Genomic DNA, 23,068 nt, shown 5'->3' on the forward strand with positions numbered 1-23,068 from the left:
ATGCGGATTGGATGAGTTGGCAATCGCGATGGACGCTGCGCGCAACCTAAGGGCTTTCGCGTTATGGCGACGACGTTCAACTGGATCTATCTGGGCAGCTCAAGCACGATGCTTGATCCCACCGAAGGCAACTCCAGCATGGAGGATTATAACGCCTTCCAAAACGTCTATGCCGGGACCGCAACCTCGCCGCTTTTTGAACGCATCACCTCGGCGACGACAATTGATAATGGCGGCACGTCAGGCGCGCTGGATACTGATAACAACAATTCCAACGACCAGATCATCACCGATATCGGCAATGGCACCGAAACGCTGACCTATGACGGGCTGGTTGTTTACAATGCCACCCTGACCTATGTTGATGGCACGACCGCCCCTGTCACGGCGGTGGTGGTACAAACGACGGATGGCAAGGTGTTCCTTGCGCCGGAACTGGAGGCAAATGCCGACACCACCGCCTATGAGGCCAAGCCGATTCAGTCGATCTCGCTGGGAACCGCCCAAAGCTATACCAACACCAACCTCGCCGCGGACCGGTTTCAAACCGGCTGGGACGATGGCTATATCGACGGCACCTCGGGCAATGATCTGATCGACAGCTCTTATGTCGAGCCGATCGCGGATGGCTCGGACAAGGTCGACAATAACGATGCGGGGCTGGCAGGCAGTTCGGGCGATGACGATTACATCCGCGCCGGGGCGGGCAACGATACCGTGCTTGCCGGGTTGGGCAATGACACGGTGATGGCGGGCACCGGCAATGATTCAGTCGATGGCGGTGCGGGCAATGACTCGATTTCGGGCGAGGACGGCAATGACACGCTGATCGGTGGCGCGGGCAACGACACCTTGGACGGCGGGCCGGGCGATGACAGCCTTGATGGCGGCACGGGCGACGACTCGCTTATGGGCGGTGCGGGCCTCGATACGCTGCATGGCGGTGCGGGATCGGATGTGCTCAGCGGCGGCGCTGGCATGGATTATGCCGATTACACCGATAGCGGCGCAGGCGTGAACATTGATCTGGGCGCGGGCACGGCCTCGGGCGGGGATGCGGCGGGCGACACACTGAGCGGCGTGGACGGGCTTTACGGCTCGGCCTATGGCGATACGCTGGTGGGCTATGACGGGTCGTCGAACGATCCGACCGACGGCTATACCAACGTCTTTTACGGCAATGCGGGCGATGATTATCTCGACGGCGCGGGGGGCGATGACAGCCTGTATGGCGGCGCGGATGATGACACCGTGCTGGGCGGCGATGGCAATGATCTTGTCGATGGCGGCAGCGGCAATGACAGCCTTGATGGTGGTGCGGGCGATGACACGCTGACCGGCGGTGGCGGGGCGGATACGCTGTCGGGCGGTGACGATCAGGATCTGTTCGTCAATCTCACCGATGGCGATGTGATCGACGGCGGCGAAGGCGGCAATGATGCCGACACGCTCGATCTTAGCGACTGGGGCAAAGACCTTACGAATATCACGTTTGATCCGGCCAATCCCGAAAACGGCTCGGTCGAATTCCTCGACACATCGGGCAATGTCATCGGCACGATGACGTTCAGCAATATCGAGCGCGTGATCCCCTGTTTCACGCCCGGCACCCGGATTGCGACCCATAACGGCGAGCGTTTGGTCGAAGAGCTTGTGGTTGGTGATCGCGTTTTGACGCGCGATAATGGCTATCAAGAGATCCGCTGGATCGGCACGCGTCACTTGACGGCGAACGAGCTGCGCGAAACGCCCGCCTTCTACCCGGTGGCGATTGCGCCCGGCGCGCTTGGCCCTGACATGCCGCTGCGCGCGATGAAGGTCTCGCCGCAGCACCGCCTGCTGTTGAACGGGCCGCGCGCTGAATTGCTGTGCGGGGAACCCGAGGCCTTGGCAGCCGCGCGCCATCTTGACGGGCTGCCCGGCATTGCGATTGACGACAGCGCGCAAGAGGTGACCTATATTCACCTGATGTTTGATCAGCATGAGATCGTCTTTTCGGACGGGCTGTGGAGCGAAAGCTTCCAGCCGGGTGTTGCGACGCTGCGCGATATGGAGATCGGCGTGCGCGACGAATTGCTGGCTCTGTTTCCCGAACTGGCAACAGGGCTGCACGCCTACCCGGCAGCGCGCCCAAGCCTGAAACGCCACGAGGCGCGGCTGATGCTTGTCGCCTGAGGCGTGACGCGGGGTTGCGTCGGGGCGTAAGCCTTCGATAGACGCGAGGGTAAGGCGCGCGGTTCTTGCGCGCCAAGCCCACCCGGAGGAGTGCCATGACCCAGCGCAACATCTTGATCTTGATGGTTGATCAGCTAAACGGCACGCTGTTTCCCGATGGTCCCGCCGACTGGCTTCACCTGCCAAACCTGAAAAAACTGGCCGCAAAATCGGTGCGTTTTGCCAATGCCTATACCGGATCACCACTTTGCGCGCCGGGGCGCGCGGCGTTCATGTCCGGCCAACTGCCCTCGCGCAATGGCGTTTATGATAACGCCGCCGAGTTCCGTTCCGACATCCCCACCTACGCCCATCATCTGCGCCGCGCAGGCTATCAAACCTGTCTGTCGGGTAAGATGCATTTCGTCGGGCCGGATCAGCTGCACGGGTTTGAAGACCGCCTGACCACCGATATCTATCCCGCCGATTTCGGCTGGACCCCCGATTACCGCAAACCCGGCGAACGGATCGACTGGTGGTATCATAATATGGGATCAGTCACCGGCGCAGGCGTGGCCGAGATCACCAACCAGATGGAATATGACGACAATGTCGCGCATGAGGCGCGCATGAAGCTGTATGATCTGGCGCGCGGGGGCGATGCGCGCCCGTGGATGCTCACGGTCAGCTTTACGCATCCGCATGACCCCTATGTCGCGCGCAAGAAATACTGGGATCTCTATGAGGATTGCGCGCATTTGGAGCCAGAGGTTCCCGCGATCCCCTATGACGATCAGGACGCCCATTCCAAGCGCATTTTCGACGCCAATGACTGGCGCGATTACGACATCAAAGACGAAGACATCCGCCGCTCGCGCCGCGCCTATTTCGCCAACCTGTCCTATCTCGACGACAAAATCGGCGAGCTGTTGCAGGTGCTGGAAGACACACGCCAAGAGGCCACGATCCTGTTTGTGTCAGATCACGGCGACATGTTGGGCGAGCGGGGCCTTTGGTTCAAGATGAGCTTTTATGAGGGCTCGGCCCGCGTGCCGATGATGATCTGCGATCCCGATCTTGCGCCGGGGCTGATCACCGATCCGGTCTCGACCATCGACGTCACGCCGACGCTATGCGATCTGGCGGGGATTTCGCTGGACGAGGTTGCGCCATGGCTAGACGGGCACAGCCTGTTGCCGCTGGCGCAAGGCATCCCGCGCGCTGAACCGGTCGCGATGGAATATGCCGCCGAAGCATCATATGCGCCGCTGGTGAGCCTGCGAAAAGGGCGCTTCAAGCTCAACCTCTGCGCGCTGGACCCCGATCAACTGTTCGATCTTGACGCCGCCCCGCAAGAGCTGAGCAACCTCGCCAGCGATCCCGCCCATGCCGACACGCTGGCAACGCTCAAGACCGAGGCCGCCCAACGCTGGGATTTGGATCGCTTCGATCAGGACGTGCGCGCAAGCCAGGCACGGCGCTGGGTCGTCTACGAGGCGCTGCGTCAGGGCGGCCAGTATCCGTGGGATTACCAGCCGCTGAAAAAGGCTTCCGAGGCCTATATGCGCAATCACATGGACCTCAACGATCTGGAGAGCCGCAAACGCTTTCCGCGCGGGGAATAGCCTCGCGCGCAGTTGATACCCTGTTCGGAACCGCGCGCCGCCCTATCCTGTTCGCCAATAGCGAACACAGGAGAGTGCAATGACAGTCCCGATGATCACCCTCAACGATGGCACGAAAATCCCGCAACTCGGGCTTGGCGTGTGGAAGATGCCCGATGACGAAGCGCCCGGCATTATCATGAGCGCGCTCAATAACGGGTATCGTCACATCGACACCGCCGCCGCCTACGGCAATGAGGTGGGCGTTGGCAAAGGCATCGCGCAAAGCGATGTGGCGCGCGACGAGATTTTCGTGACCTCGAAGCTCTGGAATGATCGGCAAGGCTTTGACGAGACCCTGCGCGCCTTTGATGAAAGCATGGGTAAGCTGGGGTTCGAGACGCTCGATATGTATCTGATCCACTGGCCGATGCCCGCCAAAGACAAATATGTCGAGACATGGAAGGCGTTTATCCGGCTGCGCGATGAGGGTCGCGTGCGCGCCATCGGCGTGTCCAATTTCCTGCCCGATCATCTGGAGCGGCTGGTCGACGAGACGGGCGTGACGCCCTGCGTCAACCAAGTCGAATTGCACCCGCGCTTTCAGCAAGCCGCGCAGCGCAAGGTGCATGACAAGCTGGGGATCGCGACGGAGTGCTGGTCCCCGCTGGGGCAAGGCGAAGTGTTAGGCGAACCCGCCTTGATCGAGATCGCCTCGCGTTATGGCAAATCCGCCGCGCAGGTAATCTTGCGCTGGGAGATCCAGCTTGGCCTGATCACCATCCCGAAATCCGCGAACCACGACCGGATGCGCGAGAATATCTCGGTGTTCGATTTCGAATTGAGCGACGCGGAAATGGCGCAGATTGCCTCGCTCGATTCCAAAGATGGCCGGATCGGCCCCGACCCTGCCACCGCCGATTTCTGAGGCACGCGCCTGGGCGGGCCTAGTGCTCGCCCACGCTGTTATGAATCCGCCGGATCATCAGCCAGACCGCCAAAATCACGAGCGGCGTTAGCCCGGCGACCATCAGTTCCTTGGAAATCCCGATCTGTTTAGCCAGCGGATAGGCCAGATAGCCCGCCAGACTGACCGCGTAATAGCTGATCGCGACGACCGACAGCCCCTCGACCGTGTGCTGCAGCTTGAGCTGCAGATCAGACCGACGATCCATGCTTTCCAGCAGCTTCTGGTTTTGCGCCGAGCGTTCGACATCGACCCGTGTGCGCAGCAATTCGCCCGCGCGCGCCGCCCGCGTCACCATCTGGCGCAGCCGCGTTTCGGCAGATTTCACCGTGCGCACCGCCGGATCATAGCGCCGCGCCATGAACTCGCTCAGCTTCTGGCGCCCCTCAAAGCGGGACTCGCGCAGGCTTTCGACACGCTCGCGCACGATGGCCTCATAAGCACCCGTGGCCGAAAAGCGGAAGGAGTGCTGCACCGCAAGACTTTCCAATTCTGCCGAGATTTCCAGCAACCCGTGCAAGGTCGCCTCGGCCGAGCGCGCATCATCGCCCATCCCCTCGACCAGCTCGGTCAAACGGGGGTCCAGCGCGTTCAAGTGCCGCGACAGATCGCGCCCGCGCGTCAGCCCCAGCATCGACATCGCGCGATAGGTTTCAAGTTCACAGATGCGCTGCACCGTGCGCCCGATCCGCCCCGGCCCGGTGCCCGGACGCACAAAAATCGCGAACCGCATCTGGCCATTCGGATCAAGTCGAAAATCACCCGCAACCACTGCGCTGCCATCTAAAACCCAAGTGCAAACGAGGCTTTCCGCGACAAACCACTGCGCCAGAAGCGGGTCGATATCATTTGGATCGTCGGGCAGTTGCTCGATGCGGATCTGCACCGCCGCAAGCCGCCCACCGGGGCCAGCCGCAATCCAGTCGGGCGGGAAGATCTCGGTCTCGGCGGGATCAAAGGGGCGCGACGAAATGCCGGGCGCAAAGGCGAGATAGGTCGTGAACTCGGTGTGGCTTTCCCATTTCAGCTCATGCCGCCCGATCTTGCCTGCAAAATGCGTGATGCCCGTATGCGGCGGGGTCGTGCCGCTGCGATTGAGCAGATCCACCAGATGCGCCTGATCCTTGGCGCGGTCGCGATTAGCGGCATCGCGCGGCTCTTTGAAAGCGACGTAAACGGCATGGCTTGGCACGCCCAGCTTGGGATAGGGGCGCGCGTGCAGCTCGTTTACCAGCGCATAGCGCTGCGGGTGATCAAACATCGGGTCCATCGCAAATTCCTGAAGTTCACAGGTCTGTTACTGCTTTGCTGAGACGAAACCGCCCCGCAATCAAGCGTTTGAGGGTATGCAACAGTATATCGTGCAAATCTGCCACAGCGAGGGCGGCGCTACAGCCCGATCCGGTCGCGCATCGCAAACCACGTCATCGCCAGCGCCAAAAGAGGGCTGCGCAACATGCCACCACCCGGAAAGGCGGGAACTTTCAACCCCGCCATCAGATCAAACCGCTCGGCTTGCCCCGCCACCGCCTCGGCCATGATCTTGCCCGCCAACGTGCCCATCGCCACACCATGCCCGGAAAACCCGCTGGCCGAGAGCGCGTTTTTCAGCGGCCGCGCGAAGTAGGGCATCCGCGAGCGTGTAATCGCAAGCGTGCCGCCCCACGCATAGTCGATGCGGGTGTCGGCGAGGCCGGGATAGACCTCAAGCATCGGTTTTCGCACGGTTTTCAGGATATCGGGAAAGCGGTAGCCATAGCTTTCGCCGCCGCCAAACAGCAGCCGGTTATCGTCAGACAACCGCCAGTAATTCACCACGAATTTGGTATCAGCCACGGCCACGTTTTCACGCAAGACCTGCGCGACGCGATCGCCCAAAGGCTCGGTCGCGACGATGAAATTATTGATCGGCATGACGCGACTGGAAACGCGCGGGGCAAGCTGGCCAAGATAGCCATTGCCCGCAAAGATCAGATGATCGGCGTCGATATGGCCGTGGCGCGTCTGCACCCGCACCTTCGCGCCGGGGCGGATGTGATGAACATGCGAACCCTCGTAAATCTGCACCCCGGCCTTGTCACACGCCAACGCCAGCCCTTGCGCAAAGTTCAGCGGATGCAGATGCCCCGCGCCGCGGTCAATATCGCCGCCCAGATAGGCGTCAGATGGCAAGATCGCGCGCAATGCATCCCGGTCCAGCGGCTGCACCTGGTCATAGCCATACTCAACCGCCAGCTTTTCGGCCATGTGGTGGGAATGGGTGACCTCAGCCGCCGTGCGACACGCATGAACGATGCCGGGATGAAAGCTGACGGGAATGTCGTGATCCGCAATCAAGTCACGGATCAACTGCTTGGCCTCTTCTCCCAGATCCCACAGCTTATGCGCCATCTCACGGCCATGCGCGGCCTCAAGATCGTCTTGCTCAAGACGTTGGCCGGACCCGACCTGCCCGCCATTGCGCCCGCTTGCGCCAAAGCCCACGCGATGGGCCTCAAGCAGCGTCACGCCAAAGCCGCGCTGCGCCAGATGCAGCGCCGCCGACAGCCCCGTGAACCCTGCGCCCACGACACAAACATCGGTGTCGTGGCGGCCCTTTAGCTCGGGCCAGCACCGATCCGTCAGCGCGGTCGCGGCGTAGTAGCTTGGCGCGTGCTCGCCCTGTTTGTCATTGGCGAAAAGCAGATCCATCGCGGTTACACGTTCAACAACAGGTGTTCACGCTCCCACGGGCTGATGACCTGCAGGAACTCCTTGTATTCGTTGCGTTTAACCGCCTCATACACATCGCAGAATTCCTCGCCGAGAACGCCGCGCACCGGGTCGCTTCCGCTCATCAGATCGAGCGCATCGCCCAATGTCACGGGCACATCTTCGGCCGACATATAGGCATCGCCCAGACATTCCGGCTTGGGCAGTTTACGCTCTTTCAGCCCCAGATAGGCACAGGCCAAAGACGCCGCGAGACCCAGATAAGGGTTGCAATCCATCCCCGCCAAACGGTTCTCGATCCGCCGTGCAGCCGGTCCCGAGATCGGCACGCGCAAGCCCGTGGTGCGGTTGTCGCGCCCCCATTCCAGATTGATCGGCGCGGCGAAATCGGGAACGTAGCGGCGATAGCTGTTCACATAGGGCGCAAGCAGCGCGATCACCGCAGGCAGATGGCTTTGCAGCCCCGCGATGCAATGCATGAAGGCTTCTGTTTCGCTTCCATCGGGGTTGGAAAAGATATTCTCGCCGGTTTTGGTGTCGATCACGGATTGGTGGATATGCATCGCCGATCCCGGCTCGCCCTCAATCGGTTTGGCCATGAAGGTCGCAAAGCAATCGTGACGCAAGGCGGCCTCTCGGATCAGCCGCTTGAAGTAGAAAATCTGATCGGCAAGATGCACCGGGTCGCCATGGGCAAGGTTGATCTCAATCTGACCCGCACCACCCTCTTGCAAGATACCGTCGATCTCAAAGCCCTGCATTTCGGCGAAATCATAAATATCGTCGATCACCTTGCCGTATTCGTCGACCGCGCTCATCGAATAGGCCTGTTTCGCCGCCGCGCGCCGCCCCGAACGCCCCATCGGCGGGATAATCGGTTGATTGGGGTCGATATTGCGCGCCACAAGGAAGAACTCCATCTCGGGCGCAATGATCGGACGCCAGCCCTCGGCCTCGTATAGCGCCAAGACCCGCTTGAGCACGTTGCGCGGCGCGATTGGCACCGGGTTGCCCTCTTGATCCTCGACGTCGTGGATAATCTGCAAGGTCCAGTCTGCGGTCCAAGGCGCGGCCGTGGCGGTGGAAAAATCGGGCGTCAGGATCATGTCCGGCTCGGTAAAGGCACCGCTTGGATTATCCGTCCACTCCCCCGTGATCGTCTGCAAAAAGATCGAGTTGGGCAGGAAGAACCGGTCCTGAAACTTGAACTTCGAGGCGGGCATCGCCTTGCCCCGCGCCACCCCCGCGATATCGGCCACGATGCATTCGACCTCATCAAGGCGCCGCCCTTCCATATAGTCGCGCGCCGCTTGCGGGATCTTGTCGGTCCAATCCGGTGTCTGGCTCATCTGTCAGCTTTCCGGGCGCGCCTGCGCCCTGTCTTGCAAGAAAAAATCCGCGATCATGTCGGCGATACGTTGCGATCCGTTGGGCTGGCCCAGCCGCGCCCGCGCCGCCTGCATCAAAGGATCAGGCACCACGCCTTGCCCGCGCGTCGCCATCAGCCCATCAACAAAGGCGTCGCGAAACTCTGGATGGGCCTGCACCGAAAACGCACGGTCCCCGTAGATCAGCGCAGGATATCGACAAAAATCGTTCTGCGCTATGGGCTTGGCTGTGGGCGGGAGTTCCGTCACCTGATCCTGATGCCACGCGTTCAGCGTGATCGTCTCACCGCCGAAATCATAATCCTGCGGCCCGACGGCCCAACCCTTTTGGTATTTCTCAACCCGCCCGCCAAGCGCCTGCGCGATGATCTGATGGCCAAAACAAATCCCCACCAGCGGCACATCTGCGGCCATGCAATCGCGGATGAATTGCTCAAGCGGCGCGATGAACGGTTGATCCTCATAGGCACCGTGACGCGAGCCGGTAATCAGCCAGCCCTCGCAGTCATGCACATCTTCGGGCAGTTCCATATTCTCGACGTCGTAGCGCACAAACTCCAAGCCGCGCCCAGCAAGAAGGCGCTCGAACATATCGGGGTAGTCCCCCGCCTCTTCGCGCAGCACATCAGGCGACTGGCCGGTTTGAAGGATACCAATTTTCATGAACGCTCCGGGGGCTTTGAGGGCGCGATGTGAACCGCTTTGACGAAAGGCTATTCCTCTGCGCAAGCCGCCGCAAGAGGGCCGATAGCCTCAGCGCGCAGCCCCGCGCTTTCGCTTCGCTCTTGCCCAAATATCCCGGGGGAACCTGCGCAGCAGGTGGGGGCAGCGCCCCCTACCCGGCGCAATCAGATCGCGACGCCCTGGCGTCCGGCGAGGTCGGTGAAGAACTGCCACGCCACCCGCCCCGAGCGCGAGCCGCGCGTGGCTTGCCATTCAATCGCCTCGGCGCGCAGCTGATCGGGGTCGGCTTGCACACCGTAAGCCGCGCAATAGCCTGCGATCATCGCCAGATACTCGTCCTGGCTACACGGATGAAAACCCAGCCACAGCCCGAAGCGGTCTGACAGCGACACTTTCTCCTCGACCGCCTCAGAGGGGCTGATCGCGGTGGAGCGTTCGTTTTCAATCATGTCGCGCGGCATCAGGTGACGCCGGTTTGATGTGGCATACAGGATCACATTATCGGGGCGGCCCTCGATGCCGCCATCTAGCACCGCCTTGAGCGATTTGTAATGCTGATCGTCATGACTAAAGCTGAGATCGTCGCAAAACAACACGAACCGCAACTCGGGCGCGGCGCGCAGATGCGCCAGCAAACGCCCCACCGAGGGCAGATCTTCGCGCGCCAGTTCCACCAGCTTAAGCGGCAGCCCCTCGGCCACGGCTGCCGCGTGGGCGGCCTTCACCAGCGAGGATTTCCCCATCCCGCGCGCGCCCCAAAGCAGCGCATTATTGGCCGCAGACCCCCGCGCGAATTGCAGCGTGTTGGTCAGCAGCGTGTCGCGCGAACGATCAATGCCGTGCAACAGCGTCAAATCAACGCGCGACACCTGCGCGACAGGTTCCAGCCGGTCGGGCGCGGTGTGCCAGATAAACGCATCCGCCGTGTTCAGATCGGGCGCAGCTTGCGGCGCGGGGGCGAGACGCTCTAGCGCCTCGGCGATGCGGGCTAGGGCATCATCGCTCATGAGTGATCCTCGTCTTCGTCCTCATCCCACTCGTCGGGATCAATCCAAGTGCCTTCGGCACGCATCCGGGCCTCACGGGTCTTTTCGATCCGCTTCACCAGTTGAATCGAGATTTCATACAGCCCGTAAACTACCGTGAACAAAATCACTTGAGAAATCACATCTGGCGGCGTCGCAACCGCGGCCACGATTAAAATCGCAACCACCGCATATTTGCGCATCCCGCCGAGTCCTGCAGCCGAAACCAACCCCGCCTTGCCCATCAGCGACAGCAACACCGGAAGCTGGAAACACAGCCCGAAGGCCATGACGAATTTGATCGTCAGCGACAGATATTCTTGCACCGAGCCCTGAAAGCCGATCGCCGCCATCTCGTTTGCGCCTTGATGCGCGCCGATCTCGCCTTGTTGGAAGCCAAGGAAGAAGTTGAACGCCAGCGGCAGGATCACGTAATAGGCAAATGCCGCGCCAAGGAAAAACATGATCGGCGAGGCGACCAGGAAGGGCAGAAACGCGTTCTTTTCGTTCTTATAAAGACCGGGCGCCACGAACCGCCACATCTGATAGGCGATGATCGGAAACGCCAGCGCGAAGCCGCCCAGAAACGAGATGTTAATGGCGACGAAAAAGCCTTCTTGCAGCTTGATCAGATACAGACCGCATTGTTCGCCACGCGCGGCCAGCGCGTGACAGACCGGCTTGGTGAGGAAGTTGAAAATCGGGTTCCACACCATGTAGCACAGCACCATCGCCGCCACGAAGGCCGCCAGCGAATAGAGGATCCGGGTGCGCAATTCCGCCAGATGCTCGATCAGCGGGGCGGCGCTTTCCTCCATGTCGTCAGGCTCGCTCATACGTCATCTTTCTTGGGCGCGGGTTTGGCCGCGGCGGTCTTGCGCGCGCTGGCAGGGGCTTTTGCCGCGGCCGTTTTGCTGGCCGCTTTGGCGGCGGTTTTCTTCGGAGCGGCAGGTTTCGCCGCTGCTTTCTTGGCTGCGGGTTTTTTCGCAGATGGGGCTTTCGCCGGCTTCTTGGCCGCAGGCTTTTTCGCCGCCGCTTTCGCAGGTGCGGACTTTTCGGGTGCCGGTGTGGGCGGCGCAGCCTCGGGGTCGGGCAACGGCGTTGAGGCGGCTCTGCTGCCCGGCGCTTTCGGGTCCCATTTCTCGAAACTATCGGCGGCCTTTTCCAGCGCGTCCAAGCCCAGCGCCTTTTTCGACGTCAGCTTTTTGAGATCGCGCACCGATCCCGCCGCCTCATCCAGACCGCTATCCTTGGCCGCATCCTCCATCGCATGCGAGAATTCGCGCGCCATGGATTTGGCCTTGGCGGTAAAGCGGCCAAGTTGATGAAACATCTTGGGCAGATCCTTTGGACCCACCACGATCAGCGCCACAACGCCGATCAGGAGAAGCTCGCTCCAACCGATATCGAACATGCGAAATCAGACCCTCCGGCCAGGACGACAGATGGCAACGCGCACGCGGCGCATAGCCGTTGCGGCCTCAGACCTTGTCTTTTTCTTTTGCCGGGGTGACGTCGCGCGCCTCGGTGTCGTCTTCAATCGAGGCGTTCTCGATCTCGTCCGTGCCCTCTTTCACGCCCTTTTTGAACGAGGTGATCCCCTTGCCGACTTCGCCCATCAGCGACGAAATCTTACCGCGACCAAACAGCACCAGCACGACAACTGCGATCAGCAAAAGGCCGGGAAGGCCAATATTGTTGAGCATTTTCTTCTCTCCTCTGGCACAGACCCGCCGCCTGTGCCCATTCTTGTCAAGGTCAAGGTTTATGACCAACTGCCCGCCAATCCTAGAGCGATTCGCCCCCGATGCGCCGCTGACGCGCAGATTACTGACAGTTCATTGTCAGTTGCCCCAAGGGACGCTAGGGTCGCCACCATCAGCATTTCTCGGAGAGTTCCCATGACCCGCGACGAGCGGCTGCAACAGATCATTGCCATCCTGCGCGACGGCAAAATGCATCGCGCCCGCGATCTGGCGGGGCGTCTGGGCGTGTCTGAACGCACGATCTGGCGCGACATGGCCGAGATTTCCGCCTATGGCGTTCCGGTCGAGGGCGAGCGCGGGGTGGGCTATATTCTGCGCCGCGCAATGGGTCTGCCGCCGCTGGTGTTGACGCGCGAAGAACTGGCCGCGCTGGATCATCTGCTGACACTGGCCGAGACCACGACCGATCCGCGCATCGCAGCTGGTGCCGCCAGCCTTGCCGCCAAGATCCGCGCGGCCCTGCCCCCGCCCCGCCCGCAAGACGCGGCGGAAGGGCTGGCGGGCGATGAGGCGAACGGCTAGGCTTGCGCCAACGCTGGAAAATCACCGGAGGGATCGTGGCAGGCGCCGAATATATCACCGCGTTCGTGACCCTTTTCGTCATCATCGACCCGATCGGCCTGACACCGGTTTTCGTGGCCCTCACCTTGGGAGAAAGCCATAAGGCCCGGATGCGCGTCGCAATCCGCGCAGTGCTGATCGGGGGTGGGTTACTTACCTTATTCGGGATCTTCGGCGACAAGATTTTGGCTGGAATCGGCATCTCGATGCCCGCGTTTCGCATTGGCGGGGGTATTTTGCTGTTTCTAACCGCGCTGGACATGCTGTTTGAGCGGCGCACGAAACGGCGCGAGCAGCAGGGCGAAGACCACGAGGTCGAACCCGATCACGACCCTTCGGTTTTCCCCCTCGCCACGCCGCTGATCGCAGGTCCCGGTGCATTGGCCACGATGATCCTGCTGGCGGGCAAGCCGGGCGCGGATTGGCTGCATGTCGGGGCCATAATTGGCGTGATGTATGCGGTTCTGGCCTGCATGATGGCGATGTTTCTGCTCGCCTCTCCGATTGAGCGGATGCTGGGGCGCACCGGCACGATGGTGGTCACGCGCTTGCTGGGAATGTTGCTGGCCGCTTTGGCGGTGCAGTTCATTCTGGACGGGTTGCACGGCGCGGGGCTGATGGGTCTGGCGAGATGAGGCAAAGCGCCCTCTGGGAATCCCGCTCCGTCCGCCCTACATCTTTGAACAGCTTGGTTGTGTAACGAGGGTCCGGTGGTAGCGTCGATCATCAGCGAGAATTGGGGGCGACTGGTCTATCTGGGCCTGCTGCTGGTTGCCGTGGGCGGTTACTTCTTTCTTGAAGTGCGCCGCCGTCCCAGCCGCACCTTGCAGCAAGCCGCGATCTGGGGGCTGATCTTTCTGGGCACTCTGGCGGCGGCCGGGCTGTGGTCTGACATCCAGCGACAGGTCGTGCTGCCCGATCAGGCGGTGATGAGCGATGGCAAGATTGAGGTCAACCAAGCCCCCGATGGCCATTATTATCTGACAGCCGAGGTCAACGGCACGCCGACGCGCTTTGTCGTGGACACCGGCGCGAGCCAGATCGTCTTGACGCAACAGGCGGCAGATCGTGCAGGCATCGACACCAACGGGCTGGCCTATATCGGGCAGGCCTCGACCGCGAACGGGATCGTGGCGACCGCGCCCATTCGCATCGACAGCTTTGATCTCGGTCCGATCCACGACCAAAAGCTGCGTGCAGTCGTCAATCGCGGGCAGATGGACACTTCGCTGCTGGGAATGACCTATCTCACGCGCTTTGCGAAGGTCGAGTTTTCGCGCGGCAAGCTGATCCTTGAGCGTTAATCCCTAACAGTTCGGCACATTCACCGCCAAGCCGCCAAGGCTGGTTTCCTTGTAATGCTCGTGCATGTCGCGCCCGGTCTGGCGCATCGTTTCAATCGCTGCATCAAGAGGCACGAAATGCGTGCCATCACCGCGCAGCGCCAGCGAGGCCGCCGAAATCGCCTTGATCGCGCCCAGCCCGTTGCGCTCGATACAAGGCACCTGCACCAGCCCTTTGACCGGATCGCAGGTCATGCCCAGATGATGCTCCAGCGCGATTTCGGCGGCGTTTTCGATCTGCTCAGGCGTGCCGCCCAGCACCGCGGCCAGCCCCGCCGCCGCCATTGCCGCCGCCGATCCGACCTCGGCCTGACAGCCACATTCCGCGCCCGAAATCGAGGCATTGGTCTTGATCAGCCCGCCCACCGCCGCCGCGGTCAGCAGAAAATCGGGGATCTTGGCGCTGCTGGCAGAAGGCACATGATCCAGCCAGTAACGGATCACCGCAGGCACCACCCCCGCCGCGCCATTGGTGGGCGCAGTCACCACTTGGCCACCGGCGGCGTTTTCCTCGTTTACCGCCATCGCATAGGCGGAAATCCAGTCGTTGATCTGATGCGGCGGCGCAAGGTTGCGTCCCCAATCGACCCGCAGGCTTTCATGGATCGCCTTGGCACGCCGCTTGACGCGCAAGCCGCCGGGCAATTCGCCCTCCGTGGCCAGCCCGCGCTCGATACAATCACGCATCGCCGCCCAGATTTTCGCCAGCCCCGCATCCAGCGCCGCTACATCGCGAAAGCGCAGCTCGTTGCGCCGCTTCATCTGCGCGATGCTCAGCCCAGAGCCATGCGCCATCGCCAGCATTTCCTTAGCACTGCGAAACGGGAACGGCACCGGCGAGGGCGCATCGCGCGCCGCATCATCCACCGCGTCCAGCTCGGTTTGCGTGCGCACGAACCCGCCACCGATGGAATAATAGACCTCTTGCAGCAGCACATCGCCCTGCGCATCGAGCGCCGAAATCACCATGCCATTTGCGTGGCCGGGCAGTGGCGGGCCATAGTCGAAAATCAGGTCGGTTTCGGGGTCAAAGGCTAGCGGCGGCAGGCCCGGCGGGCACAGCCGCTTGTCGCGCGCATTCGCCGCCAGCGCCGTGTCGGCAGCGTCGCGGTCATACTCTTCGGGGGTGAACCCTGCGAGGCCAAGAATACTGGCGCGATCCGTCGCATGACCCTTACCCGTAAACGCCAGCGAGCCATGCAGACGCACGCGCACACCATGGGCCGCAAACGGCGAGGCACGCAGCCTGTCGAGAAACCGCGCCCCCGCAACCATCGGCCCCATCGTATGCGAGGATGACGGCCCGACGCCAATCTTGAACATATCAAAAACGCTTAGAAACATCCGCCCCCCCTGCCCGGCTGGCCCCAAGGGTCCAGAGTGCCGGGTTTGGACCCGCCACAACAGGCCCAAAGCGACATTCGCCGCAAGAAAACAGGCATGGTTGACACGATCTTTACCTTTTTGCGCGAGTGTTCCGTGCGAACAAGACGAGTGGCGACATGGCGACCCTTTATGCATGGCAGTTTTCGGATCTGAAAATATCGGGCACTGATCCGTTTGCCTCGGACACGACCGCGTCCAAGGCCGCCATCAACGCTGCCAGCTTCACGCTATCCAGGGACGCCACCGCGCAAGAGATTCAGATCAAGGATGACGATCGGACCTTCGACAGCGCGGATGAGGCGTATCAATATCTGGCGCAAGACACAGCGTTCGACGACCTAAAATGGAGCATCGAAAGCCCGGTCGCAACGCCCTACAGCTATATCGTGCGCCCTGCTGGATCAGACGATCCGGCGGAACACATTACGATCTACGTGGTGTCCCTGAAGGGCGAGGTGCATGGGCTTGCGGCCTCGGCACCACTGCTTGCAGGGCAAAGCTACGACATCGTCGATATCGACAGCAGCGCGCCCAGCATCCCCTATTCCAGCATGGCAGTTTGCTTCGCGCGCGGCACCCGCATTGCAACGAAACAGGGGCCCGTCGCTGTTGAGGATTTGCGCCCTGGAATGCGCGTGCAAACGGCCGATAACGGCTATCGTGCGCTGCTGTGGACGGGGCGCTGGCGAGTGCATGGACGCTCGGAAAATGCGCCGGTTCACATCGCGCAAGGCGCGCTTGGCAATGATCGCGCACTTGAGGTATCTGCACAGCATCGCATGGTGGTGCGTCCGCGTCAGGGTGGTTTGCGCGGCCAAGAGGTGCTGCTGCCCGCCAAGGCACTGCTGGACCTACCTGGTATCACCCGCGCGCCGCGCCCGCGCGTCGAGTGGCTGCATCTGATGTTTGAACGTCACGAGATCGTCTTTGCCGAGGGCGCACGCGCCGAAAGCCTGTTGCCCGGACCGCAAGCCCTGCGCGGGATCAACCCTGCGCAATCCGCCGATCTGCGCGCGCTCACGCAGGACTGCCCACTTGTGACTTTGCCCGCACGCGCGATCCTCCTCCCGGGCCATGCGCGCCGTCTGTCCAAGCGGCGCGGCGGTTTAGCGCGGTTTTTGCAAGCCTAAAGCACCAAATCGGGCCCTTTGCGGCGCAATTCGCGCTCGCGCCGCTTTGCGTGATTGCCTATAAGCGGTGCAAATGCTGCTTGATGGAGTGCCCCGATGTCTGCCGACCTCTCCCCTATCGACAAGGCGAAATTCGCCGCCGCCCGCCGCGCTGTAGACCTGATCGAAGACGGGATGCGCGTTGGCATGGGAACCGGATCAACCGCCGCCTGGATGGTGCGCTGCCTTGGAGAGCGGGTGCGCGAGGAAGGGCTGCGGCTGCAAGGCGTGCCGACCTCGACGCGCACGGCCGATCTGGCGCGTCAGGTGGGCATCGACGTGGTCTCGCTGGATGAGGCGAAATGGCTCGATATCACGATTGACGGGGCCGATGAATTCGACCCCGAACTGAACCTGATCAAAGGCGGCGGTGGCGCGCTGTTGCAAGAAAAGATCGTCGCGACCGCGTCTGACCAGATGGTCGTGATCACCGATGCCTCTAAGGAGGTGCACCATCTGGGCGGCTTCCCGCTGCCCGTCGAGGTGATCCCGTTTGGCTGGCAGACCTCGCGCGCATTGATCGAGGAATTGCTGGAATCGATGGATGTGCTGGGGCGGCAAACCACGCTGCGCCTGAACGGCAGCCAGCCCTATGTCACCGATGAGGGCAATTACATCGTCGATCTGCATCTCAACCGGATCGGCAATGCGCGCCAACTCGCGCTGGTCCTGAACCAGGTTCCCGGCGTTGTGGAAAACGGGCTGTTCATCGACATCTGCGATATGGTGATCATCGGCGGCTCGGATGGAAAAGTCGAGATCCGCGATATCAACGAGGGATCGGTGAGCAACGAGAAGATCGAATTCGCGGATGACGACAACATTTTCGCCGATCTCGATTGATCGCGCGGCGTAGTTTCAAGCGCATGTGTAAGCCGCTTTGAAACGCGGCGCGCATCGCGCGTAAATGACCAAAGACAAGGCGGTTAACCCCATGAAATTTGATTACGACCTTTTTGTCATCGGTGGCGGCTCGGGCGGGGTGCGCGCAGCGCGTATCGCGGCCTCGGACTATAGCGCCAAGGTCGCGCTGGCCGAGGAATATCGCATGGGCGGCACCTGCGTGATCCGGGGCTGCGTGCCCAAGAAGCTGATGGTGTTCGCCTCGTCCCTGCCCGCCGCCGCCACCGAGGCGCGCGCCTATGGCTGGGACGCGCAATGCGGCAGCTTCGACTGGACGGCGTTTCGCACGAAACTCGACGCCGAACTAGACCGTCTGGAGGCGATCTATCGCAAGGGCCAGTCCAACGCAGGCGTAACCGTTTACGACCAGCGCGCCACGGTCTCGGGCGCGCATGAGGTGACGCTGGCCGATGGTAGCACGCTCTCGGCCAAGCATATTCTGGTGGCGACTGGCGGGCAGCCTTTTGTGCCCGACTTCCCCGGCAGTGATCTGGTGATGACCAGCAATGAAATCTTCAAGATGGAGACCCTGCCGGAGCGTATTCTGATCGTGGGCGGGGGCTATATCGCGTGCGAATTCGCCTGCATCCTGAATGGCTTGGGCGTGAATGTGACGCAGTTCAACCGATCGGCGCTGCTGCGCGGATTTGACACCGAGGCGCGCGATTTGATTGTCGATCAGATGGCGGCTCGCGGGATCGACATTCACACGCATATGGTGATCACCGAGATCAACAAAGACGGCGACGATCTGGTCGTGACCTGCGGCGACGGGCGCGAGGACCGCTTTGACGCGGTGCTTTACGCCACGGGGCGCGTGCCCAACACCGAAGGCATGGGTCTGGAAACGGCGGGCGTCACCTTGGGCGAGCGCGGCGAGATTGTCGTGGATAAGTGGTCGCAAACCAATATCCCCTCGATCTACGCGGTGGGCGATGTGACCAACCGCATCAACCTCACGCCGGTTGCGATCCGCGAGGGTCATGCTTTCGCCGATACCGTCTTTGGCGCGAAGCCCGCGCATATGGATCACGAACTGGTCGCCTCGGCCGTGTTCACCCAGCCTGAATTTGGCACCTGCGGCATCACCGAGGAAGAGGCCGCCGAGCGCGGTCAAGCCGAGGTTTACGTCTCTAGCTTCAAACCGATGCGCTCGGCCTTTGCCGGGGCGGATGATCGCGTGCTGATGAAGCTGATCGTCTGTGGCGATACACGCAGGGTGCTGGGCTGTCATATCGTCGCGCCCGACGCGGGCGAAATGATCCAGATGATCGCCATCGCGATGAAGATGGGCGCAACGAAAGAGCAATTTGATGCGACCTGCGCGGTCCATCCCACGATGGCCGAAGAACTGGTGACCATGCGGAACCCGGTGCGTCATTATTGAAATCACGAACACAATACCCAAGTGTTTCGAGAGATAACGGAAAGGTGAGGACCATATGAGCAACGGAGGCCCCTGGGGCGGCGGTGGCAGTGGCGGCGATGACGACCGCGACGACCCGCAAGACAACAAACGGCCCGGACAGCGACGCCCCGGCGAGGGCGGCGGCCAAATCCCTGAAATCGAAGATTTCATGCGCAAGGGCTCGGAACAGCTTAAGGTGCTGATGGGCGGACGCGGCGGCAATGGTCGCCCCAATCGTCCCTCCGGCGGCGGCGCTGGCGGCCCCTTCCCGACCAAACTGGCCATTCTGGTCGGCGTGATCGCGGTCGCAGGATTTTGGGCGTTCTCCTCGTTTTATAAGGTCAACCAAGGCAACCGCTCCGTCGAGCTGATGTTTGGGCGCTACATCGCGACCAAAGGTCCGGGTCTGAACTTCGCGCCTTGGCCGGTCGTCACCTACACCAAGGTGCCCGTTACGCGCGAACAAACGGTCGATATCGGCTCGGGGCGCTCGGGCACGAATGATAGCGGGCTGATGCTCACGGGCGATCAGAACATCGTCGATCTGGAATTCCAGGTGGTCTGGAACATCAACGATCCGGCGAAATACCTGTTCAACCTTGCAGATCCGCAGGGCACGATCCGCGCGGTGTCGGAATCCGCGATGCGCGATATTATCGCACGTTCGCAACTTGCACCGGTCCTGAACCGCGACCGCGGTGTCATTGCAGCCGATCTGCAAACCGCCGTTCAAGGCACGCTTGATAGCTATGATGCGGGGATCAACATCGTGCGGGTGAACTTCAACCGCGCCGATCCGCCCTCTGAGGTGATCGACAGCTTCCGCGAGGTGCAAGCCGCGCAACAGGAACGTGACCGGCTGGAAAAAGAGGCTGATAAATACGCCAACACCGTGACCGCAGGGGCGCGGGGTGAGGCCGCTCAGTTGAAAGAAGAGGCCGAAGGCTATCGCGCCAAGATCGTGAACGCTGCCGAGGGTGACGCCGCGCGCTTTAACTCGATCCTCACGGAATACGAAAAAGCGCCCGAAGTAACCAAGCGCCGGATGTATTACGAAACGATGGGCCGGGTGTTGTCCGGGCTCAACAAGGTCGTCGTGGATACCAAATCGGGTGAAAACGGCGTCGTGCCCTATCTGCCGCTTGATCAACTGCGACCGGGTGGCTCGACCACGTCCAGCACCGCCAAAACGACAAGCAATACCGGGGGGAGCAACTAATGCGTGGACCTTTTGCATTCGGTGTTCTGGTGATCCTCGTGGCACTGGGGCTGAACTCTTTCTTCGTCGTGGATGAAAAACACCGCGCCTTGGTGCTGCAATTTGGCGAGGTGAAACAGGTCAAAACCGATCCGGGGCTTGGCTTTAAATGGCCGCTGATCGACACGGTCGTGCAATATGACGACCGCATCCTGAGCCTGACCACGCAGCCCCTTGAGGTGACGCCGCTTGATGATCGTCGCCTTGTGGTGGATGCATTCGCGCGCTGGCGCATCACCGATCTGGTGCGCTTTCGTGAAGCTGTCGGCACCAGCGGTGAAGATGGCGCGCGCGACCGTCTGGATCGCCTGCTGACCGCGAAAATCCGTGAGGTGCTTGGTGCGGTTCCCTCAACGGCGGTGCTGTCCAAAGACCGCACGCCGCTGATGAACCAGATCCGCGACTTGGCCCGCAAAGAGGCGGCCTCGCTGGGGGTTGATGTCATCGACGTGCGTTTGACGCGCACCGACCTGCCCGATCAGAACCTTTCGGCCACCTACGCCCGGATGCGGGCAGAACGGGAACGCGAGGCCGCAGACGAGCGTGCCCGTGGTGCAGAGGCCGCACAACGCGTGCGCGCCACTGCCGACCGGACCGTGGTCGAGGTGACCTCGCAGGCCAAAAAAGAGGCCGAGGTGATCCGGGGTGAAGCCGACGCAACGGCCAACAAGGTCTATGCGGATGCCTACTCCAAGGATCAAAGCTTCTTTGCCTTCAACCGTGCGCTGCAATTTTACGCAGACTCGATGAAAGCACAAAGCTCGTCTCTGGTGACGCAGCCCGACAGCCTTTACTTCAACTATGACGACTTCCTGCGCTCGATCGGGGAGGTGCCAAAACAAACCGCCTCGTCGGTGGCACAAGGCGCGGCGGGTCAGTGATGATCTGGCTATTGACCGGTCTTGGACTGGTTCTGGTGATCGAGGGGCTGGCGCTTGCGCTGGCCCCTTCGCGTATTGAGGAAGCGCTGGAATTTCTGCGCGCCCTCGGGCCTGCGCGGCGGCGCGTGTTGGGATTGATAACACTGGCTTTTGGGGTTGCGATCTTGTGGCTGCTGCGCGCCTTTGGCATCGGATTTTAGCAGTCCCCCTGCATTTTGCGGCAAAGGAAAACTTCCCTTCACGCCCCCGCGCCCCTACATTTCAAGAAACCGAGAGCAAATCGCGCGGCCCTGATAAGCGCTGCGCAACAGGGAGAGGCTTATGAAATTCGTCACCGAGACCAGACTGGCTCTGCGTGGGGGGATGGGGGCTGCGATGCTGGCGCTCGCCTTGGCTGTCGCGCCGCTATCAGGCCCCGCCTATGCACGCGCCGCGCCGGAGAGCTTTGCCGATCTGGTCGATCAGGTCAGCAATTCGGTCGTCAACATCACCACCTCGACCACGGTTGCCGCGCCAACGAATGTCGGCCCGAATTTCCCCCCCGGTTCTCCGTTCGAGGATTTGTTCAAAGATTTCGGCCTGCCCGGCCCCAATGGCGAAAAAGGCCCGGCGCGCCCGCGTCGATCCAACGCCCTTGGCTCGGGCTTCGTGATTTCCGAGGACGGCTATATCGTCACCAACAACCACGTCATCGACGGCGCGGACGAGATCGAGATCGAGTTCTTCTCGGGCAAACGACTGGACGCGGAACTGGTGGGCACCGATCCCAAAACCGATATCGCGCTGCTCAAGGTGAAATCGGATACGCCCCTGCCCTTCGTCAAGTTCGCCGATAGCGACAAGGTGCGCGTGGGCGATTGGGTGATGGCGATGGGCAACCCGCTGGGTCAGGGATTTTCGGCCAGTGCCGGCATCATCTCGGCGCGCAACCGCGAGCTGTCGGGCAGCTATGACGACTATCTGCAAACCGACGCGGCGATCAACCGGGGCAACTCGGGCGGGCCGCTGTTTGATATGGAGGGCGATGTGGTGGGCGTGAACACCGCGATCCTGTCGCCCAATGGCGGGTCCATCGGGATCGGCTTTTCGATGACCTCGAATGTGGTGTCTAAAGTGACCGAGCAACTCAAGGAATTCGGCGAGACCCGGCGCGGCTGGCTTGGCGTCAAAATCCAAGACGTGACGCCGGACATGGCCGAGGCGATGGGTCTGGCCAAGCCCGAGGGCGCGATGGTTTCCGAGGTGCCCGATGGCCCCGCGAAAGAGGCCGGGATCGAGGCGGGCGACGTGATCACCTCGTTTGACGGCGGCGAGGTCAAAAGCACCCGCGATCTGGTGAAACGTGTGGCCGATGCGCCGGTGGGCGAAAAGGTCCGCGTCACCGTGCTACGCGATGGCAAAACCGAAACGCTGTTGGTCACGCTGGGACGGCGCGAGCTGGCCGAGGGCGAAAAGCCCCCCAAAGCCGTGCAAGCCCCGCAAGAGGTCGAGAAGGACATGCTGGGCCTGACCCTGACGCCGCTGACGGATGCCTTGCGCAGCGAAATGGGCCTGACCAAAGAGACCTCGGGGCTGATCATCAAGTCGATTGATGAGAGTTCGACCGCCTACGAAAAGGGCCTGCGCATGGGCGATCTGATCACCGAAGCCGGACAAAAGCCGGTCGCCTCGATGGACGATTTCGAAGATCAGGTTGCAGCGGCTAAAGACGCCGGTCGCAAGTCCATCCTGCTCCTGATCCGACGCGGCGGCGAACCTCGCTTCGTGGCGCTGCCGATGGAATGATCTGAGGTTTGAGCGTCACGAAAAGGCGCCCTGCGGGGCGCCTTTTTTGTAAGCGGTGCGCCGCTCCCACACTT

Annotated in this window: 22 protein-coding genes; 13 read left to right on the plus strand and 9 right to left on the minus strand. The window is 61.6% G+C overall.

The annotated features are described in order from the left end of the window. The first annotated feature begins 63 nt into the window (after window positions 1–63). The 3 genes from DT23_RS10855 (at window position 64) to DT23_RS10865 (ending at window position 4,686) form a co-directional block, all read left to right on the plus strand. Window positions 64–2,175 (plus strand): Hint domain-containing protein, encoded by a 2,112-nt coding sequence (locus DT23_RS10855; RefSeq protein WP_038131187.1) that lies wholly within the window; start codon window positions 64–66, stop codon window positions 2,173–2,175. A gap of 95 nt (window positions 2,176–2,270) precedes the next feature. Continuing rightward, a complete protein-coding gene (gene betC / locus DT23_RS10860) occupies window positions 2,271–3,779 on the plus strand; it encodes a choline-sulfatase (protein ID WP_038131189.1) in 1,509 nt (502 codons plus the stop codon). A gap of 79 nt (window positions 3,780–3,858) precedes the next feature. Then, entirely contained in the window at window positions 3,859–4,686 is an 828-nt protein-coding gene (locus DT23_RS10865; RefSeq protein WP_038131190.1) for an aldo/keto reductase, read from the plus strand. Window positions 4,687–4,705: 19 nt separating this feature from the next. Here the strand turns inward: DT23_RS10865 and DT23_RS10870 are convergent, their stop codons facing one another. The 8 genes from DT23_RS10870 to DT23_RS10905 form a co-directional block, all read right to left on the minus strand. Beyond that, window positions 4,706–5,995, minus strand: a complete 1,290-nt coding sequence (locus DT23_RS10870; protein WP_038131191.1) for a DUF3422 family protein — start codon at window positions 5,993–5,995, stop codon at window positions 4,706–4,708. Between the two features lie 119 nt (window positions 5,996–6,114). Beyond that, window positions 6,115–7,416 carry an NAD(P)/FAD-dependent oxidoreductase gene (locus tag DT23_RS10875; protein WP_038131192.1) on the minus strand — a complete coding sequence of 434 codons (1,302 nt, stop codon included), beginning with the start codon at window positions 7,414–7,416 and terminating at the stop codon, window positions 6,115–6,117. 5 nt (window positions 7,417–7,421) lie between these two features. After that, entirely contained in the window at window positions 7,422–8,786 is a 1,365-nt protein-coding gene (locus tag DT23_RS10880; RefSeq protein WP_038131195.1) for a glutamine synthetase family protein, read from the minus strand. A gap of 3 nt (window positions 8,787–8,789) precedes the next feature. Continuing rightward, complete coding sequence (locus tag DT23_RS10885; RefSeq protein WP_038131196.1) at window positions 8,790–9,488, minus strand: type 1 glutamine amidotransferase; 699 nt, start codon at window positions 9,486–9,488, stop codon at window positions 8,790–8,792. 185 nt (window positions 9,489–9,673) lie between these two features. Next, entirely contained in the window at window positions 9,674–10,516 is an 843-nt protein-coding gene (locus DT23_RS10890) for an ATP-binding protein (protein WP_038131197.1), read from the minus strand. Further along, entirely contained in the window at window positions 10,513–11,370 is an 858-nt protein-coding gene (gene tatC / locus DT23_RS10895; protein ID WP_038131198.1) for a twin-arginine translocase subunit TatC, read from the minus strand. The genes DT23_RS10890 and tatC overlap by 4 nt, the downstream gene beginning before the upstream one ends. Further along, the gene (gene tatB / locus DT23_RS10900) at window positions 11,367–11,948 is read right to left on the minus strand and encodes a Sec-independent protein translocase protein TatB (RefSeq protein ID WP_038131200.1); all 582 of its coding nucleotides are present in this window, start codon (window positions 11,946–11,948) and stop codon (window positions 11,367–11,369) included. The genes tatC and tatB overlap by 4 nt, the downstream gene beginning before the upstream one ends. A 67-nt stretch (window positions 11,949–12,015) precedes the next feature. Next, window positions 12,016–12,240, minus strand: a complete 225-nt coding sequence (locus DT23_RS10905; RefSeq protein WP_038131201.1) for a twin-arginine translocase TatA/TatE family subunit — start codon at window positions 12,238–12,240, stop codon at window positions 12,016–12,018. 195 nt (window positions 12,241–12,435) lie between these two features. Between DT23_RS10905 and DT23_RS10910 the strand changes: the two genes are divergently transcribed. From DT23_RS10910 to DT23_RS10920, 3 genes are all read left to right on the plus strand, one after another. Next, entirely contained in the window at window positions 12,436–12,822 is a 387-nt protein-coding gene (locus DT23_RS10910; RefSeq protein WP_051697221.1) for a helix-turn-helix transcriptional regulator, read from the plus strand. 32 nt (window positions 12,823–12,854) lie between these two features. After that, window positions 12,855–13,496: a MarC family protein gene (locus DT23_RS10915; protein ID WP_081847100.1), complete on the plus strand. Its 642-nt coding sequence runs from the start codon at window positions 12,855–12,857 to the stop codon at window positions 13,494–13,496. A gap of 75 nt (window positions 13,497–13,571) precedes the next feature. Then, complete coding sequence (locus tag DT23_RS10920; protein ID WP_240473593.1) at window positions 13,572–14,165, plus strand: retropepsin-like aspartic protease family protein; 594 nt, start codon at window positions 13,572–13,574, stop codon at window positions 14,163–14,165. 3 nt (window positions 14,166–14,168) lie between these two features. Here the strand turns inward: DT23_RS10920 and DT23_RS10925 are convergent, their stop codons facing one another. Next, window positions 14,169–15,548 (minus strand): L-serine ammonia-lyase, encoded by a 1,380-nt coding sequence (locus DT23_RS10925; RefSeq protein WP_038131202.1) that lies wholly within the window; start codon window positions 15,546–15,548, stop codon window positions 14,169–14,171. Between the two features lie 158 nt (window positions 15,549–15,706). Here DT23_RS10925 and DT23_RS18620 point away from each other — a divergent pair, with 158 nt between their 5' ends. From DT23_RS18620 to DT23_RS10960, 7 genes are all read left to right on the plus strand, one after another. After that, complete coding sequence (locus DT23_RS18620; protein WP_051697222.1) at window positions 15,707–16,720, plus strand: Hint domain-containing protein; 1,014 nt, start codon at window positions 15,707–15,709, stop codon at window positions 16,718–16,720. A gap of 96 nt (window positions 16,721–16,816) precedes the next feature. Then, a complete protein-coding gene (rpiA, locus tag DT23_RS10935; RefSeq protein ID WP_038131203.1) occupies window positions 16,817–17,602 on the plus strand; it encodes a ribose-5-phosphate isomerase RpiA in 786 nt (261 codons plus the stop codon). A 91-nt stretch (window positions 17,603–17,693) separates the two neighbouring features. Continuing rightward, on the plus strand, window positions 17,694–19,049 hold the full coding sequence (gene gorA, locus DT23_RS10940; protein ID WP_038131215.1) for a glutathione-disulfide reductase: 1,356 nt from the start codon (window positions 17,694–17,696) through the stop codon (window positions 19,047–19,049). 55 nt (window positions 19,050–19,104) lie between these two features. Then, the gene (hflK, locus tag DT23_RS10945; RefSeq protein WP_038131205.1) at window positions 19,105–20,289 is read left to right on the plus strand and encodes an FtsH protease activity modulator HflK; all 1,185 of its coding nucleotides are present in this window, start codon (window positions 19,105–19,107) and stop codon (window positions 20,287–20,289) included. Next, on the plus strand, window positions 20,289–21,209 hold the full coding sequence (hflC, locus tag DT23_RS10950; RefSeq protein WP_051697223.1) for a protease modulator HflC: 921 nt from the start codon (window positions 20,289–20,291) through the stop codon (window positions 21,207–21,209). The genes hflK and hflC overlap by 1 nt, the downstream gene beginning before the upstream one ends. Further along, window positions 21,209–21,409: a DUF2065 family protein gene (locus DT23_RS10955; RefSeq protein WP_038131206.1), complete on the plus strand. Its 201-nt coding sequence runs from the start codon at window positions 21,209–21,211 to the stop codon at window positions 21,407–21,409. The genes hflC and DT23_RS10955 overlap by 1 nt, the downstream gene beginning before the upstream one ends. Window positions 21,410–21,530: 121 nt before the next feature. Beyond that, window positions 21,531–22,994 carry a DegQ family serine endoprotease gene (locus DT23_RS10960; RefSeq protein WP_038131207.1) on the plus strand — a complete coding sequence of 488 codons (1,464 nt, stop codon included), beginning with the start codon at window positions 21,531–21,533 and terminating at the stop codon, window positions 22,992–22,994. Window positions 22,995–23,068: the final 74 nt, after the last annotated feature.

The organism is Thioclava indica, assembly GCF_000714545.1.
Lineage (GTDB): Bacteria > Pseudomonadota > Alphaproteobacteria > Rhodobacterales > Rhodobacteraceae > Thioclava > Thioclava indica.